General features: G+C 72.3%; 15 protein-coding genes. 5 read left to right on the top strand and 10 right to left on the bottom strand.

The window, feature by feature from the left end; genetic code table 11:
• Nucleotides 1-147: 147 nt before the first annotated feature.
• Nucleotides 148-861 (bottom strand): MSMEG_4193 family putative phosphomutase, encoded by a 714-nt coding sequence (locus tag ACGFIE_RS09710; RefSeq protein WP_393292901.1) that lies wholly within the window; start codon nt 859-861, stop codon nt 148-150.
• Between the two features lie 585 nt (nt 862-1,446).
• On the opposite strand from ACGFIE_RS09710, the gene ACGFIE_RS09715 reads away from it, so the two are divergent.
• Nucleotides 1,447-2,010: a hypothetical protein gene (locus ACGFIE_RS09715; RefSeq protein WP_393292904.1), complete on the top strand. Its 564-nt coding sequence runs from the start codon at nt 1,447-1,449 to the stop codon at nt 2,008-2,010.
• A gap of 551 nt (nt 2,011-2,561) precedes the next feature.
• Here ACGFIE_RS09715 and ACGFIE_RS09720 read toward each other — a convergent pair.
• Together ACGFIE_RS09720 and ACGFIE_RS09725 are read right to left on the bottom strand one after the other, a co-directional pair.
• Nucleotides 2,562-3,398, bottom strand: a complete 837-nt coding sequence (locus ACGFIE_RS09720) for an undecaprenyl-diphosphate phosphatase (RefSeq protein ID WP_007459784.1) — start codon at nt 3,396-3,398, stop codon at nt 2,562-2,564.
• Nucleotides 3,395-4,447, bottom strand: a complete 1,053-nt coding sequence (locus ACGFIE_RS09725) for an LLM class F420-dependent oxidoreductase (RefSeq protein WP_393292906.1) — start codon at nt 4,445-4,447, stop codon at nt 3,395-3,397. The genes ACGFIE_RS09720 and ACGFIE_RS09725 overlap by 4 nt, the downstream gene beginning before the upstream one ends.
• 187 nt (nt 4,448-4,634) lie before the next feature.
• On the opposite strand from ACGFIE_RS09725, the gene ACGFIE_RS09730 reads away from it, so the two are divergent.
• Nucleotides 4,635-5,606, top strand: coding sequence for an aldo/keto reductase (locus ACGFIE_RS09730; RefSeq protein WP_393292908.1), 972 nt, complete (start codon nt 4,635-4,637; stop codon nt 5,604-5,606).
• Between the two features lie 163 nt (nt 5,607-5,769).
• On the top strand, nt 5,770-5,961 hold the full coding sequence (locus ACGFIE_RS09735; protein WP_039906151.1) for a DUF5703 family protein: 192 nt from the start codon (nt 5,770-5,772) through the stop codon (nt 5,959-5,961).
• Between the two features lie 93 nt (nt 5,962-6,054).
• On the opposite strand, the gene ACGFIE_RS09740 is transcribed toward ACGFIE_RS09735, so the two are convergent.
• Nucleotides 6,055-6,714: a hypothetical protein gene (locus tag ACGFIE_RS09740; protein WP_266241932.1), complete on the bottom strand. Its 660-nt coding sequence runs from the start codon at nt 6,712-6,714 to the stop codon at nt 6,055-6,057.
• Between the two features lie 30 nt (nt 6,715-6,744).
• Nucleotides 6,745-8,073 (bottom strand): M20/M25/M40 family metallo-hydrolase, encoded by a 1,329-nt coding sequence (locus ACGFIE_RS09745; RefSeq protein ID WP_393292910.1) that lies wholly within the window; start codon nt 8,071-8,073, stop codon nt 6,745-6,747.
• 174 nt (nt 8,074-8,247) lie between these two features.
• On the opposite strand from ACGFIE_RS09745, the gene ACGFIE_RS09750 reads away from it, so the two are divergent.
• Together ACGFIE_RS09750 and ACGFIE_RS09755 are read left to right on the top strand one after the other, a co-directional pair.
• Nucleotides 8,248-8,856, top strand: a complete 609-nt coding sequence (locus ACGFIE_RS09750; RefSeq protein WP_363685733.1) for a hemerythrin domain-containing protein — start codon at nt 8,248-8,250, stop codon at nt 8,854-8,856.
• 88 nt (nt 8,857-8,944) lie between these two features.
• Nucleotides 8,945-9,916, top strand: coding sequence for a LysR family transcriptional regulator (locus ACGFIE_RS09755; RefSeq protein ID WP_363685731.1), 972 nt, complete (start codon nt 8,945-8,947; stop codon nt 9,914-9,916).
• A 52-nt stretch (nt 9,917-9,968) separates the two neighbouring features.
• Here the strand turns inward: ACGFIE_RS09755 and ACGFIE_RS09760 are convergent, their stop codons facing one another.
• From ACGFIE_RS09760 to sbnA, 5 genes are read right to left on the bottom strand one after another with little or no spacing between them, the layout of a single operon-like run.
• Nucleotides 9,969-11,192 (bottom strand): benzoate/H(+) symporter BenE family transporter, encoded by a 1,224-nt coding sequence (locus ACGFIE_RS09760; RefSeq protein WP_393292912.1) that lies wholly within the window; start codon nt 11,190-11,192, stop codon nt 9,969-9,971.
• A gap of 8 nt (nt 11,193-11,200) precedes the next feature.
• Nucleotides 11,201-12,355 (bottom strand): trans-sulfuration enzyme family protein, encoded by a 1,155-nt coding sequence (locus tag ACGFIE_RS09765; RefSeq protein WP_393292914.1) that lies wholly within the window; start codon nt 12,353-12,355, stop codon nt 11,201-11,203.
• An 11-nt stretch (nt 12,356-12,366) separates the two neighbouring features.
• Entirely contained in the window at nt 12,367-13,998 is a 1,632-nt protein-coding gene (locus ACGFIE_RS09770; protein WP_393292916.1) for an FAD/NAD(P)-binding protein, read from the bottom strand.
• Nucleotides 13,995-14,996 (bottom strand): 2,3-diaminopropionate biosynthesis protein SbnB, encoded by a 1,002-nt coding sequence (gene sbnB, locus ACGFIE_RS09775; protein WP_393292918.1) that lies wholly within the window; start codon nt 14,994-14,996, stop codon nt 13,995-13,997. Before sbnB ends, ACGFIE_RS09770 begins: the two co-directional genes overlap by 4 nt.
• Nucleotides 14,983-15,912: a 2,3-diaminopropionate biosynthesis protein SbnA gene (gene sbnA / locus ACGFIE_RS09780; RefSeq protein ID WP_393292920.1), complete on the bottom strand. Its 930-nt coding sequence runs from the start codon at nt 15,910-15,912 to the stop codon at nt 14,983-14,985. Before sbnA ends, sbnB begins: the two co-directional genes overlap by 14 nt.
• Nucleotides 15,913-16,294: the final 382 nt, after the last annotated feature.

Raw genomic sequence — 16,294 nt, forward strand, 5'->3', positions numbered from 1 at the left:
TCCGGCCCGCCAGGGCGTCGCGCACCCCACCGACCCGATTCGCCGCAGGGGCGGCGCGCCCGGTGTAGTGGGCGCCACACCCGGGCGTGGCGGCCTTTCCGACGTTCGCCGACGCCTCCCGGACCGGGGACGCTGCCGTCGCGCGCCTCACCGGGTCGCACCCGCCCCGCCGCCGACGGCGGCGTCCGAGTCGGCCGCCCGGGCCGTCCGCCGCCGCCGCTTGCGCGGCGCCGGGACCAGCGCGGCGAGGTCACCGCCGGTGTCGTTGAGCCGGACCAGGAACGGTCGCAGCGGCGTGAACCGGATCGCCGTCACCGACGCCGGGTCGGCCACGATCCGCTGAAAAGCATCCAGGTGTACGCCGAGCGCGTCCGCCACGATGGCCTTGATCACATCACCGTGGCTGCACGCCAACCAGACCGCCTCGGACCCGTGCTCCGCGCTCACCCGGGCGTCCCACGCGCGAACCGCCGCCACCGCGCGGGCCGCCATCGCCGCCATCGCCTCCCCCTGCGGGAAGACCGCCGCGCTCGGGTGCTGCTGGACCACCGGCCAGAGGGGCTCCTTGGCGAGCTTCTTCAGCGGCTGCCCCTCCCAGCTGCCGTAGTCGCACTCGATCAGCCCGTCCTCGACGACCGGCGCGGCCTGCGGCAACGCCAGCTCCAGGGTCTGCCGGCAGCGGATCAGCGGGCTGGTGACGACCGCGGCCAGCGGCACCGCCCGCAGCCGTTCGCCCACCGCGACGGCCTGGGCACGCCCGGTGTCGTCCAGCTCGACCGGCTGCCGACCGGCCAGGCCGCCGTCGGCGTTCGCCGTGGTACGGCCGTGTCGCAGAAGCAGAAGGGTCGCCACACCGATCACCCTAGGGCCTGCGCCGCACCCCCGACCGCTGTGGGCTCCGGCCCGCCCATCCTGCGGCGTCGGGCCGGGGTCGGGATGATCGACTCGCGTTCACCGAAACCGGGGTGTCCATACGTCCCGGACAGCCCGGTTTCGCCGAAGCCGAGTGGATCACCCGATGAGCGCCCGACGGCGGCCGCCGAGCGGGCACCACCAGGGCCTTTGTCCGGTTCTGGGGCGTCTGGGCTGTGACCGGGTGCACCCGTGGCCCGGAATCGTGGCGGGCCGGGGGTCGTTACACACCCTGACGATCGCAGGACCACGGCCACCCGCCCCCGTCGTGAGGGTGGGAATGGCCGGCCCGGCCGGGTCGTTGCAGACCCCCGAACGACCGTGTACCCGCCGACAGGTCCCGCTGAGGAACCCGGGAATGACTCCCGTCCGGCGGTCGTTACACACGGTCCCGGCGCCACGAGTCCCCCGCTCGCAGGCCGCCGATCTCGAAGACTTTCCCCGTGAACTGTGCAGCGCCGGACGAGGTGCTCACACCCCCGTCACCGCCCCCCTGGTGATGCGGGTGTTCCTACCCCCGAAGGAGCTACCCCCATGAACACGATCTTCCGTAAGAGCATGCTGTCCGTTGCTGGTCTCGCGTTCGCCGGTGGTGTCTTCGCCGGCCCGATCGCCGCCCACGCCGCCACGCCGACGATGGATGCCAAGCCCGTCGCCGTCGTGCAGACCACGGCGCCGAAGCCGCAGGGCGACCAGTCGCACATCGACCTGAACGACGAGCAGACCGGCAACGCCAAGGCGATCATCGCCGCCACGAAGAAGGCCGGCCTGCCCGAGCGCGCCGCGGTCATCTCCATCGCGACGAGCCTGCAGGAGTCGAAGTTGGACAACCTGGGTCACCTCGGCGACGCCAACGACCATGACTCGCTGGGCCTGTTCCAGCAGCGCCCGTCCAGTGGTTGGGGTACGCCGGAGCAGATCACCAACCCGGAGTACTCCACGACCGCGTTCCTCAAGGGCCTGCGTCAGGTTGACGGCTGGCAGGACATGCCGCTGACCGAGGCCGCGCAGACCGTGCAGGTCTCCGCGTACCCGGACGCGTACGCCCAGTGGGAGCAGCAGGCCACCGACCTCGTCACCCAGCACTGGAACAGCTGACCCACCGCACGACCCGACCGACTGGCCGGCACCCGAACCCGGGTGCCGGCCAGCGGCATGTCCGACCCCACCCACCCCCGCTCGCCCAAGCCCGGCTGCGCCCAAGCCCGGCTTACCGGAGGGTGCGGCGTCGTGCCGTGCCCAGGGTGCGGCGTCGTGCCGTGCGCGCAGGGTTCGGCTTCACGCCGGTTGCGGCTCGCCCGGGTCCGGCTCGCACGCTGTCTGGCTTCAGATCTTGGACAGTTTCCGTTCGGCCCGAACGGAAACTGTCCAAGATCTCGGCAGACGGGACCCGGCCCGGGGCGACCGGGCCGACCGGGCTGAGCGGCCGACCGGGCCCAGCGGCCGACCCGACCCAACGGACCGACCGGACCCAGCGACCGACCGGACCCAGCGGACCGACCAGGCCCAGCGACCGACCGGGCCCAGCGGACCGAGCGGACCCAGCGGACCGAGCGGGCCCAGCGACCGAGCGGACCGACCGGACCGAGCGGGCCCAGCGGGCGACCGGGCGATCGCCGGCGGGTGATCGGACGGGCCGGGCGGGCGGGTCAGGTGGCGGTGATCGTGCCGGTCAGCAGGAGGGCGAGGACCAGGGTGCCCAGCGCGACCCGGTACAGCACGAAGACGTACAGGGTGTGGTGGGCGACGTAGCGCAGCAGCCAGGCGATGGCCGCGTACCCGATGCCGAAGGCGATGGCGGTGGCCACGATCGTCTGGGCCACGGTGGGCACGGACGTGCCCGGGGCGGACGGTTCGAAGACGTCGCCGAGGCTGAACACCCCGGACATCACCACCGCCGGGATGGCCAGCAGGAACGAGTAGCGCGCCGCCGCCTCCCGGGTCAGGTTGAGCAGCAGGCCGGCGGTGAGCGTACCGCCGGAGCGGGACACCCCGGGGACCAGCGCCATGGCCTGGGCGAAGCCCATCACGATGCCGTCCTTCATCCGGAAGTTCTCCAGCGTGCGCGTCTGCCGGCCCCAGTACTCGGCGAACGCCAGCACGAACGCGAACACGATCAGGGTGGTCGCCACCACCCACAGGTTGCGCCCGGCGGTCTTGATCTGGTCCTTGAAGAGGAACCCGAACAGCCCGATCGGGATCGAGCCGACGATCACGTACCAGCCCATCCGGTAGTCGAGGCTGGAGCGCACCGAGCGGTCACGCAGCCCCACCAGCCAGGTGCGGGTGATCCGCCAGATGTCCTTCGCGAAGTAGATCAGCACGGCCGCCTCGGTGCCGAGCTGGGTGACGGCGGTGAACGACGCGCCCGCGTCGCGCTCGAAGAAGATCGCCGAGGTGATCCGCAGATGCCCCGACGAGCTGACCGGCAGGAACTCGGTCAGCCCCTGGACGATGCCCAGGACGATGGCCTCGATCCAGGTCACTCGCCGACTCCGGAGAGGTCGAGCGCCTCGGCGACGGTACGCAGGGTCTGCACGCCGCTGTCCCGGTCGGCCACGAACAGGGTCACCGACAGCGTGGTGACGCCGGAGGCGGCGTACTCCCGCATGCGTTCGGCGATGCGCTCCTTCGGGCCGAGCAGTGAGGTGCGGTCGATGAACTCCATCGGCACCGCGGCGGCGGCGTCGCGTTGCCGCTTGGCCAGGTACAGGTCCTGCACCTCGCGGGCGGCGTCGCCGTAACCCATCCGGGTGGCGAGCTGGTTGTAGAAGTTCTGCGTCCGGCTGCCCATGCCGCCGACATAGAGCGCGGCGTACCAGCGCACCAGCTCGGCGCAGGACGCCACGTCGTCGCCGATGACGACAGGCACGGAGGGCACCACGTCGAAGCCGGCCAGTTCCTTGCCGGCCTTGGCCCGCCCGGCGGTCACGGCGGCGAGGTGCTCGTCGGCGAACTCGGGGGCGTAGAACACGGCCAGCCAGCCGTCGGCGATCTCGCCGGCCAGCTCCAGGTTCTTCGGGCCGACCGCGGCCAGGTAGATCGGTATGTGCTCGCGGGGCGGGTGGAAGCCCAGCCGCAGGGCCTTGCCGGGGCCGTCCGGCAGCGGCAGCGTGTAGTGCTCGCCGTCGTACGCCACCTCCTTGCGGGCGATGGCCAGCTTGACGATGTCGACGAACTCGCGGGTCCGGGCGAGGGGCTTGGCGAACCGCACACCGTGCCAGCCCTCGGAGACCTGCGGGCCGGAGACGCCGAGGCCGAGGCGGAACCGACCACCGGAGAGCGCGTCGATGGTGGCGGCGGTCATCGCGGTGGCCGCCGGCGTACGGGCGGGGATCTGCATCACCGCGGCGCCGACGTCGATCCATTCGGTCTGGCCGGCCATCCAGGCGAGCATGCTGGGCGAGTCGGAGCCGTACGCCTCTGCCGCCCACACCACCGAGTAGCCGAGACGATCCGCCTCCTGGGCCAGCGCCAGGTGGTCGGCGGGTGTGCTCCACGCCGTCTGGTATCCAAGGTTGAGCCCGAGTCGCACTGGTCCTCCCCCATCCGTGGCACAGGTCGCACCAGGTTACGCAATGCCGAAAACGGACCCGATCACCGGCTCACCGCCAATGATCCCCTGTCCGTCGCGGTGCCCGCCGGAGGCAGAACCGGCAGAACCGGCAGAGATGACGGGAGCGAGGATATCCGTGGCGGCGGGTTCGAAATAAGGTTCACCCATGCAACAGCGACCGCTCGGCCGAAGCGGGCTGGCGGTTTCGCGGCTCGCGCTCGGCACCATGACCTGGGGCCGGGACACCGACGCCGACGATGCGGCCGCCCAGCTGAAGAGTTACCTGGACGCGGGCGGCAACCTGATCGACACCGCCGACGTGTACGGCGACGGCGACGCCGAGTCGGTGATCGGGTCGCTGCTGGGCACCCTCGTACCGCGCGACGAGCTGTTGATCGCCACCAAGGCCGGGTTGCGGCCGGGCAGCGGCAGGCGTCGCGACGGCTCCCGGGGCCACCTGCTGCGCACCCTCGAGGCGTCGCTGCGCCGGCTCGGCACGGACCACGTCGACCTGTTCCAGGTGCACGGGTACGACCCGGACACCCCCCTGGAGGAGACCCTCGCGGCGTTGGACCACGCGGTGGCCAGCGGGAAGGTCCGCTACGTGGGGGTGTCGAACTTCTCCGGCTGGCAGACCGCGCGGGCCGCCGCCTGGCAGACCGCCTGGCCGGGCCGGGCGCCTGTGGTCGCCGCCCAGGTGGAGTACTCGCTGCTGGAGCGGGGCGTGGAGCGGGAGGTGCTGCCGGCGTGCGACGCGCTGGGCCTCGGGGTGCTGCCGTGGTCGCCGCTGGGTCGGGGCGTGCTCACCGGCAAGTACCGGCACGGCCGGCCGGCGGACTCGCGGGCCGCCTCGCCGCACTTCGAGCGGTTCGTCTCCACGTACCTGGAGCCGCGCTGCTCCAGCATCGTGGAGGCGGTGGCGACCGCGGCCGGCGGCCTCGGGGTGTCGCCGCTCGAGGTGGCGCTGGCGTGGATCCGGGACCGGCCGGGGGTGACCGCGCCGATCCTCGGCGCCCGGACGGTCGGGCAGTTGCTCGGCGCATTGCAGGTGGAGCGGATCACACTGCCCGACGAGATCACCACCGCGCTTGACGACGTCTCGTCGGTGCCCATCGGCTATCCGGAGCGCGACGGCTGACCTGCGCACGCTCACCGGAGCGGCGCTTCCCGGATTCGCGGGCGGCTGCGCGCGGCGGAGACCACCCGTGGACGCCCGATGCGGCAGGAACCACGCGCGGCAGCGGCGTTGGTCACCCCGGAGGGGGTGGCGAACGGCTGCTGGGCTGGGCAGCATGGGGGGCATGGACTACGAGTACGCGCCACTGCGGCTGCCGCCGAACGTCGACCGGTTGACCGCCGCGGCGCAGTTGGCGATCCAGGCGGAGTTCTCCGGATGGGAGTTGGCACGGGTGCGGCTGTTCCGCGACGGCACGCGGCAGGTCATGCTGCGCCGTCGGCGGGTCAACCAGCCGCAGCCGGGCCTGTCGTACTGACGAGAGGCCCGGACGGGCGGTGACACGCCCGGGGCCCGAACCGCGAACGGTTCGGGCCCCGGGCTCGCGTCTCCTGATGCCAGGGCGTCGGCTCTAGTGCTGGTGCCCGGCGTGGTCGTGGTCGTCGTCGAGCTCCAGGAACGGATGCTCGTCGAGTCGACCGACGAGCCGGTCGTCGCTCGCCGGCTGGAACGGGCCGACGGCGTCGTCGTCGTCGAACGACTCCAGGTCCACAGGTGTGCCCACCTCGCTGACCATGACCACCCCGTCGAGGGGCTCCAGCTCGGGAACGTCCAGCGCGCCGAGCGAGCCATCGCCGCTCTGCAGCAGCTCCAGCACCGCCTCGCCGACACCCTCCACCGGCGCCGGCTCGTCGTCCTCCGGGGTGCCCTCGCGCCGGGCCGCCTCGGCCGCCCGCAGCAGCGCCGAGATGCTCGGCACCCGGTAGTCGCGGCGTTGACGCACCGAGATCACCCGCGGGTGGGGGTCGCTGGCCTCGGCGCCCTCGCCGCCGAAGCGCTCGTCGGCCTCGTCCGGGTCGATCGAGTCGACGTCCCACGGCGTCACCTCACCGAAGGCGTCGAGCAGTTGCTCGTCGTAGGCGAAGGACGCGTTGTTCAACGCCACGTACGCCTGCCAGACGTCGTCGTCGTCGACGCGGCCCTGCGCGGCGCGTACGGCGGCCAGGTGGTGGCGGGCCGCTTCGATCACCCGCTCGAGAGCGGCGTCCAGCTCACCGTGCTGGTCGGTCATGTGGGGCAGTCCCTTCACGATGGAAAACGGCTAGCAGCTGCGGAGGAACCGGTCGAGAACCCGCACGCCGAACTGTAGTCCGTCGACCGGAACGCGCTCGTCGATGCCGTGGAACAACGCGGAGAAGTTCAGGTCGGCGGGCAGCCGCAGCGGCGCGAACCCGAAGCAGCGGATGCCGAGCTGGGAGAACGCCTTGGCGTCGGTGCCGCCGGAGAGCATGTACGGCACCGGCCGGGCGCCCGGGTCCTCGGCGCGCAGTGCCGCCGACATGGCCTCGACGAGGTCGCCGTCGAAGGTGGTCTCCAGCGCGGGCTGCCGCTGGATGTACTCGATGGCGATGTCCGGGCCGACCAGCTCGCGTAGCTGCCGCTCCAGCAGCTCGGACTGGCCGGGCAGGCTGCGGCAGTCGATGGTGGCGGTGGCGCGGCCGGGGATGACGTTGTCCTTGTAGCCGGCGCCCAGCCGGGTCGGGTTGGCCGTGTTGCGGATGGTCGCCCCGATGATGTTGGCGATCGGGCCGAGCTTGGCGATGGCCGTCTCGGGGTCGTTCGGGTCCAGCTCGATGCCGAGCAGGTCGGAGACCTCATCGAGGAACGCCCGGACGGTGTCGGTCACCACCACCGGGAAGCGGTGCCGGCCGATGCGGGCCACGGCCTCGGCGAGGGCGGTGACCGCGTTGTCGTCGTGCACCATCGACCCGTGCCCGGGGCGACCCTTGGCGTGCAGGCGCAGCCAGTCGATGCCCTTCTCGGCGGTCTCGATGAGGTAGAGCCGCTGGCTGTCGTTGACCGAGTAGGAGAAGCCGCCGACCTCGCCGATCGCCTCGGTGCAGCCGTCGAAGAGGTCGCGGTGGTTCTCCACCAGGAAACGCGCGCCGTAGTCGCTGCCCGCCTCCTCGTCGGCGGTGTACGCGAGCACGATGTCGCGCGGGGGCCGTACGCCGGTGCGCTGCCAGTGCCGCACCACGGCGAGCACCATCGCGTCGAAGTCCTTCATGTCGATGGCGCCGCGGCCCCACAGGTAGCCGTCGCGCTCTTCGCCGGAGAACGGGTGCACGGACCACTCGTCGGCGTCGGCGGGCACCACGTCCAGGTGGCCGTGCAGCAGCAGCGCGCCACGACTGGGGTCGGCGCCGGGGATGCGGGCGACCACGTTGGCCCGGCCGGGGGCGGACTCGTGCAGGACCGAGTCGACGCCCACCTCGGCGAGTTTCTCGGCCACGTACTCGGCCGCGCGGCGCTCACCGACGCTTGTGTCGTTGTCCCCCGTGTTGGTGGTGTCGATGCGCAGCAGGTCGCGGCAGAGGTCCACGACCTCCGCGGTGGGGTCCGGTCGGGCGGAGGCGGCGTCGCTCGTCATCGCCCCTTCATACCAGCCCCCGGTGACCGGCGGGCCGGCGCACCGGCGTGACGGGGCCGGGCATCCAGGTCCGCGGATCCGCCTGCCGGTTTCGCGGCGTCCGGGTTCGGGTACCGCCGCTCGCGACCGCACATCCCCTGCCGGCGCTTCCGCCCGCCAGTCGAGGAGGGCACCATGTCCGCCGTCCCCCTGCCCCCGTTGCCGCCCGCGCCCGCGCCCGAGGCGGGTTACCGGCCCGGTGGCCGCAGCGTCGCCGACATCGTGGACCGCGAACACCGGCAGCTGCTGGCTCTCGTGGACCAGCTGACCGGTCCGGACGCCACGCCGCAGGAGGGGCTCGCGGTGCTCACCGCCGCGCTGTCGCGGCACCTCTCCGCCGAGGAGCAGTACCTGCTGCCGGCGGTGCGGGCGGCGCTGCCTGCCGAGTCCGGCCGGGTGGACGCGGAGATCGACGCCGACGTCGCGCTGCTGGCCGCCCTGAAGGGGCTCTCCGACGAGACCCTTACCGACGTCGCGGAGCGGGTCCGCCGCCACGTCGACGGGGTGGGCGCGCTGGTCGCCGAGTTGAGCGCGGTGGCCACCTCGGAGGAGCTGATCCGGCTGGGCAACCGGTTGGAGATCGCCGAGGAGGCCGCGCCGACCCGGCCGCACCCGGGCACCCCGGCGACGCCGCCGTGGAACCGGATCGTGGAGCCGGCGGTGGGTGTCGTGGACAAGGTCCGTGACGCGGTGACGCGGCGACCGACGTACCTGGCGGACCTGCCGGAGCCGCCGCGCGACTGATTGCGCCTGCCGCACCGCACACTGCATTCAATCTCACCGATCCGCTCGGCCTCTTCCGCAGGCTGCGGCGTAGTCCTACCGTCACCGTATGAATCTGGAGCTGCGACACCTGCGGGTGGTCTGCGCGATCGCGGAGACAGGGAGTGTGACCAAGGCGGCGTCGGCGCTGGGGCTCGCCCAGCCGGCGCTCACCGCGCAGCTCCAGCGGATCGAGCGGACGCTGGGCGGGCCGCTGTTCGACAGGGACCGGCGCGGCGCCCGGCCCACGGCGCTCGGTGAGCTGGTGCTCGCCCGTGCCCGGGTGCTGCTGCCGGCGATGAAGGGCCTGCAGGACGAGGCGGCACGGCTCGCCGGCGCGGGGGCGGCGCCCCGCTGCTACCGCCTCGGCGGCGTGAACAGCCCGATCCTGGGCCGGTTGGTGCATCGGCTGGCAGCCGAGCAGCCACCGGCGCAGATCACCACGTACGCCTCGTGGTCGGTGGACGAGCTGGCGCAGTTGGTGGCCGGCGGGCGGTTGGACTTCGCCCTCACCGGCGTGTGCGGCGACGCCACCCCGTCGGCCGCGTTCGGGCTGAGCTGGCGCGAGGTGGCCATCGACCCGGTGCTGGTGCTGCTGCCGGAGACCCACCCGCTCGCGGAGCGGGCCGAGGTGCGCCTGGCGGACCTGGGTCACGAGCAGTGGGTGGCCGCGCCGGGCGACGGCTGCTTCGGCGACTGTTTCGCCGCCGCGTGCGCCCGTGCCGGCTTCACCCCCCGCAAGGTGTACGAGACCGACATCCGCGGCTGCGTCGACCTGGTGGAGGCGGGCGTGGCGGTGGCCCTCTGCCAGGCGACGTTCCGTCCGGTCGCCGGTCTGGTCACCCGGCGACTGGCAGGTGTTCCGCTGCGCTGGCGGCTGCTGCTGGGCTGGCACCCGGACTCGCCCGCCGCCGCTGACGCGGAGCTGCTGCTGGCGACGGCGAAGGCGGCGTACACCGATTCGCTGGCCCCGCACCCCACCTACCTGGACTGGCTGGTGCGCAATCCGGGCTTCGGCGTCCGGCAGCCCAGCGGGGTCTGAGTCGGTCAGGCCACCGTCGGCGCCCGGGCCCCGGCCGGCCCGGGCGCTCGGCTCACCTCGACCCCACCGGCTCCTGTGCGGGCGCGGGCTCGACCGCGGGCGACGGCGTGGCCGGAGGCCTCCGTCGCCACAGGGTCAGCACCAGGTGGACTCCGACGCCGCCGATCAGGCCCCAGAACGCCGACCCGATGCCCGCGACAGTCATGCCCGACGCCGTGGCGGCCAGCGTGACCAATGCGCCCTCACGGGCCGGTACGTCTTCCAGCGCCCCGGCCAGGCCCCCGAGCAGCGCCCCGAAGAGGGCGACCCCGGCGACCACGGCGACCAGCGGCTTGGGCAGTGCCGTGAAGAACTGCACCAACCCGGTGCCCAGCAGCCCGCAGATCAGGTAGAACACCCCGCAGGCGGCGCCGGCCACCCATCGTTTGCGCGGGTTGGGGTGCGACTCCTCGCCGGTGCAGATGGCAGCGGTGATGGCGGCCAGGTTGATGCCGTGGCTACCGAACGGGGCGAGCAGCACCGACGCCAGACCGGTGCCGGTCAGGAGCAACCGGTCGTTCGGGGTGTAGCCGGAGGCACGCAGCACGGCCAGGCCCGGCGCGTTCTGCGAGGCCATCGTGACGACCAGCAGGGGCAGGCCGATGCCGACCAGGGCGGACAGGTCCCAGGTCGGCACGGTGAGGTGCGGCACCGCGACGGCGAAGCTCGCACCGCCCAGGTGCAGGTCGTGGCTGAGCGCCGCGACCACGGTGCCGGCCAGCAGGGCCAGCAGGACGGCGTACCGGGCGAGCAGGCGGCGGCCGATGAAATAGGCCACCAGCACGGCGAGCACGATCGCGGGCGCCTTGGGCAGGGCCTGGAAGGCGCCGAGCGCGAACGGCAGCAGGATGCCGGCCAACATCGCCGAGATGATGCCTGTCGGCACCTTCGCCAGCATCCGCCCGAACAGGCCGGACAGGCCGATGATCGTCATGCCGAGCGCGGCGAAGAGGAACGCGCCGATCGCATCCGAGTAGTGGTAAGCCCCGAGAGAGCCGACCAGCAGCGCCGCGCCCGGCGTCGACCAGGCGGTGATCACCGGCTGCTTGGTGATCACGCTGAGCACGAGACAGGTCAGGCCGCTGCCGATGGAGATCGCCCAGACCCAGGAGGTGGTCTGCGCCTCGGACAGGCCGGCCGCCCGGGCGGCGGCCAGCACGACCACGAAGGGTCCGGAGTACGAGACGAGGACCGCGATCAGACCGGCCACGACCGCAGAGAGTGGAAGTTTCTGCATAGTGCTGGTCACGCTACCGTCCGTGCCCGGCTTATCGCCTGATCGAGATCGGCGATCAGCTCGGCCGTGTCCTCCAGGCCGATCGAGATCCGCACCATGTTCTCCGGGGATCGGCTGCCCGGCCCCTCGAAGGTGAACCGGTGCTCGATCAGGCTGGCGGTGCCGCCGAGCGACGTGGCCGGCAGGAACAGCTCGGTGGCCTTGGCGGTCTCCAGAGCGACCTCGCGCCCCCCGCGCAGGAACACCGAGAGCATGCCACTGTAGCCGCCGGTCATCTGGCTCTGCGCGACCTTGTGGCCCGGATCCGAGATCAGGCCCGGATAGGCGACCCGCTCGACCGCGGGGTGCTCGCTGAAGTGTTCCGCGAAGGCCAGTGCCGACTGCGAGATCGCGCGCATCCGTACGGTGAGCGTCCGCATCCCGCGTTGCAGCAGGTACGCCTCGAGGCTGCCCGGCACCTGCCCGGCGAGTTGGCGCTGCAACTGGATCCGCGACCACAGTTCGGGCACCGACCCGTCGGTGACCAGCGCGCCGGCCACCACGTCGTCGTGCCCGTTCAGGTATTTCGTGCAGGAGTGCATGACGATGCCGGCCCCGAGTCGCAACGGGTTGGTGTGCACCGGGGTGGGCACCGTGTTGTCGACGGCGAGCACGGCGCCCGCCGTGGCGGCCAGGTCGGCCGCGGCGGCCACGTCGGTCACCGCCCAGGTCGGGTTGGCCGGCGTCTCGATCCACAGCAGCGCGGTCGGCGCCGCCCGCAGCGCCGCGCCTATCGCGTCGAGGTCACCGGTCGGCACCTCGACGACGTCGAGGCCCTGGTCGACGCCGAAGGTCCGCAGCCACTTCGTCAGTCCGAAGTACATGACCTGCGGGACGACCACCCGCGAGCCGGCCGGCAGCGCCTGGAACACCGCGGTGCAGGCGGCCATCCCGGACGACATCAGCAGCGCGTCGGTCCCGTGTTCGAGTTCGGCGAGAAGCTGCTCGACCTGGGCGAAACCGGGGCTGCCCTGGTCGCGCTGGTAGGCCATCGCGGCGGGCAGCCGGTAGTCGGCGTCCCGAACGTACGTGACGCCCAACGAGACGGGCGCCGGAAAGGCGCCGGTGTCGGACGCGCGCCCACCGAGCGCCCGAGCCACCAGGGTGTCAGGGGACAGCGACATGTTGTTGCTCCTCATCGAATGGGTGCCATCCGGTTCGCCAGGACGCGATCCAGATCGGTCAGCGCCCGGGACCAGACCCCGGGCGACGGTACGTAGTGGTTGTAGTAGCTGGCTCCCTCCGCCGGCGGCCCGAACACCGCGACGGCGGTCACCGACCCGGCGGGGGTACGCAGGTAGCCGTCCCGGGTCAGGTCCAGCTCACCCGCGCCGCGTCCCGGCCGTGCCCAGCCGAGCAGCGGTCCGGCCGCCGGCTGTCCGAGATTCGCCGAGACGAGCACGTCCACCTCGGTCACCATCGGCTGCTTGAGCGCGGTCGAGCGCAGCTCCCAACCGGTCGCGGTGCGGACCTGCCCGGGCGCCGGTCCCGGACCGAGGTCGAGCACACCCGCCTCGGCGAGCGCGAGCACCTCGGCGATCCGCTCGCGCTGCGGGCCGATCACCGCCCGGTTGACCATCGCGGTGAACACCCGGAAGAAGTCGCGGTGACCACTGTCGGTCAGACCGGGCTCGTCGACCACCCGGCGCAGCGTCTCGCGGTGATCGCGCAGCAGCTCGAGGCGGTCCTTGAGCGGGCTCTCGCCCAGGCCGCGCTCGGCCTCGCCCAGGTCGTAGCGGGCCTGTTCGAGAACCTGACCACGCCACTCGGCGTGGTCGTCCCAGGTGCCGGAGGGCCCGAGCAGTCGTCGCACGGTGCGCCGGCCGGCCGCGTCCAGGCCGTGCTCCACATCGGCCAGCACCAGCGGCTCGATGTCGCGCCACAGGTCGATCCGACCGTGCTCGGCCCGGGCGCGCAGCTCCGCCACCGCGTCCCGGGTCAGGTGCCGGGCGACCGACGGGACGCGCGAGCGGGGCAGCCGGGGCCGCGCGGCGGGCAGCCAGCCGGTGCGGTTGACAAGCACGATCCGCGGCTCCCGACCGGAGGGCAGGTAGCGGCCCCTCTCGTGCCGCCCGCCCCGGCCCACGGTGAGCGCCGCGACGACGTCCATTCCGGTCAGCCCCGCGCCGAGCACGCCGACTGTCATCGCCGGCCCCACGCCGTCGAGCGAGGACGGAAGCGGATAGGGATCGCCGATCCACGCCGGATCCGTCGTCGCGCCGGGCTCCGCCGCGACACCGTGGCCGGTGGTGACGATGACCAGATCAACCACGAGTTCGGTACGGTCGTCGAGCGTGACCCGGGCACCGGCGCCGGCCGGCTCGACGGCCGTGGCGACCCGCCTGCGCAGATCCAACCGGACGTTTGCCGGCAGGGTGGCGAGAAGCTCGCCGGCCGCCCAGGTGAGGTATTCGCCGAGCAGCCGCCGGGGCAGAAAGTCGTCGAACCGGATCCCGCGCGGCCCGGCGGGGGTCGGCACCGTGACGCCCCGCTCGCGGCACCAGCGGAACAGGTCCGGCCCGGCGGTGACCGGAGCGTCCGGCACCATCGCCTCGTCGGAGAAGATGGTCAGCTGGCCGGCGACGGTGTTGAGCAGCAGATAGTCCGGTTGGTCGGTGTGGTGGATCCCGACGCCGGGCACGCCCGGCTCGACCACTGTCAGCTCGACCGGCCGGTCGGAAGCGGAGTGGGCGTACGCGGACACGCGCTCGACGGCCGAGAGCCCGCGTGGTCCACACCCGACCACCGCGATGCGCAGCGCGGTCACCAGCGGCTCGTCTCGCCGAAGAACTCGGGGATGGCGATCGCGGTGCCGTCGCGTCGCGCCGAGTCCAGCACGTACGCCCCGACCGCGAGGTCGAGCACGCCCAGCCCGAACGGCGACACCAGCACGCCGCGGCCCGCCTCGGGGACCCGTTCGCCCCGGACGAACTGCGCGATCGTGCCGTGCACGAAGTCCCGGTTGCCGGTCAGCTGCTCGGCCAGGTGGGGAGAGGTGTTCGCCTTCATGCAGTGCTCGACGTCGTCGAGAACGTTCGTCGCGCCCAGGACGACCTCGGGCGTGAAGTCCCGCAGCGAGACGTTGAGAACCAGCTGGCCGTCGCGCAACGGTCGGTCGATGTAGGGCCGCAGCGCGGTCGTCGCGGTCACCACGGTCTGGCAGTCCAGCACCGCGTCGAGGTCACCACGGCGGGCGCGGACACCCAGGTCGACGACGGCGAAGTCGGCCAGCCGGCCGGCCGACTCGTCGTCCAGGTCGTGCACCACCACGTCGGTGCTCGGGTAACCGGTCAGGTGCAGGAAGCGCAGGATCGTACGGGCGATGACGCCGGCCCCGACGATGCCGATGGTGCCGGACGGCGGCAGGTGCCGGGCGATCGCGCGGGCGGCGACGGCCGCCGAGGCCGCGGTCCGCGCCGCGCTGATTCCGGCGGCCTCGAGCAGGGCGATCGGGTATCCGGTGTCCAGGTCGTTGAGGACCAGCACGGCGGAGGCACGGGGCAGCCCGGCGGAGACGTTGCCCGGGAAGCTGGCGATCCACTTGATCCCCGCGATCTCGGTGTCCGCCAGCTCGGCGGCTGCGGGCAGCGCGATGATCCGTGAGTCCGGACGGTCGGGGAAGCGCAGGAAGTAGCTGTCCGGGTTGACCGTGCGGCCGTCGTCGTGGCGCAGGTAGGCGTCCTCGACCAGCTCGACGATGGCGGGCGCGGACGACTCCAGGATGCCTTTGACGATCTTTCCGGGCACCACGTCAAACGAGAACATCGGTGTTTTCCTCCGTAGGGCCGGCGAGGCCCCGGTTGGCGATCCACTCGTCGTCGTAGATCGACTCGAGATACCGCTCCCCGAGGTCGGGTGAGATGGCGACGACTGTGGCGCGAGCGGGAATGACTGTGGAGAGACGTCGCACGGCGGCCAGCACGGTGCCTGTCGATCCGCCCGCCAGCAGTCCGGTGGAGCGGGCCAGGCGGCGGCACTCGGTGACGGTGTCGGCCTCGGCGACGTGGATGACGTCGTCCGGCGCGCACACGTCCACGATCTCGGGGCGGCGGCTGGTGCCCAGGCCGGGAACGTGCCGGGTGGCGGGTGCGGCACCGAAGGTGACCGAGCCCAGCGCGTCCACGGCGACGATCCGGGTGTGCGGGCTGTGTCGGTGGAACGCCTGGACGCAGCCCATCAGGGTGCCGCCGGTGCCGGTGCCGATGAAGAGGTAGTCGACCCGGTGGAAGGCCCCGAGGATCTCCGGCGCGGTCCGGTCGGCGTGGGCGGCCGGGTTGGCCGGGTTCGCGTACTGGTTGAGCCAGACCAGACCGGGGTCGGCCGCGAGTCGGGCGCGCAGGTGGGCGATCCGCGATCCGAGGAAGCCGCCGTTGGCGTCCCGCTCGGTGACCATCTCGACCTCGGCGCCGAGCGATCGCATCGTGGCGATCGCGGCCCGGTTGGTGTTGGGATCGACGACGCAGGTCAGCGCGTAGCCCCGGGCGGCGCAGAGGCCTGCCAGCGCGACTCCGAGGTTCCCCGACGTGGACTCGATCAGGCGGCTTGGCGGACGGGCCGGATCCGCGTGCAGCAGGCCGTCTCGCTCGGCGGCTTCGATCATGCCGCGGGCTGCCGTGAATTTGATGCTGCCGGCCGGATTGAGCCCTTCGATTTTCAGATACAGGTGGCGTAGCGCGCCCATACCGGGCAGATGTAGGAATTGTGGTCCGGGCAGTAGGTCGAAAACTGTTTCGGCTATCAACGCGTCCCCCGAGCGCTTTTCGGAAGCGTCGTCCGCCTCCTTATCCGCAAGGATGCGAGGGGTTCGGCGGCCGGGACAAGGCGGGAGGCTTGTAAGCAACATCACGCCGAGGGATATCCGGTTTGTAGCGATAAAGCCGGATGCCTTTCTGGCGATGCCGTGCTCTCGGCCCGCGGAAGGCCGTTGTTCCTGCTCAGCGAGCAGGAAAGGAGAGGTGCCGGAGGGCCGGTGGACCCGGCCCAGATTGCGGTCTATCCCAGACTATGGACACGATCCGGAAATCGACCCGAAACATTCGCTCTTAGTTGTCAACGGGAACAAA

Origin of the sequence: Micromonospora sp. NPDC049275 (assembly GCF_043197115.1) — a bacterium.
GTDB lineage: Bacteria > Actinomycetota > Actinomycetes > Mycobacteriales > Micromonosporaceae > Micromonospora.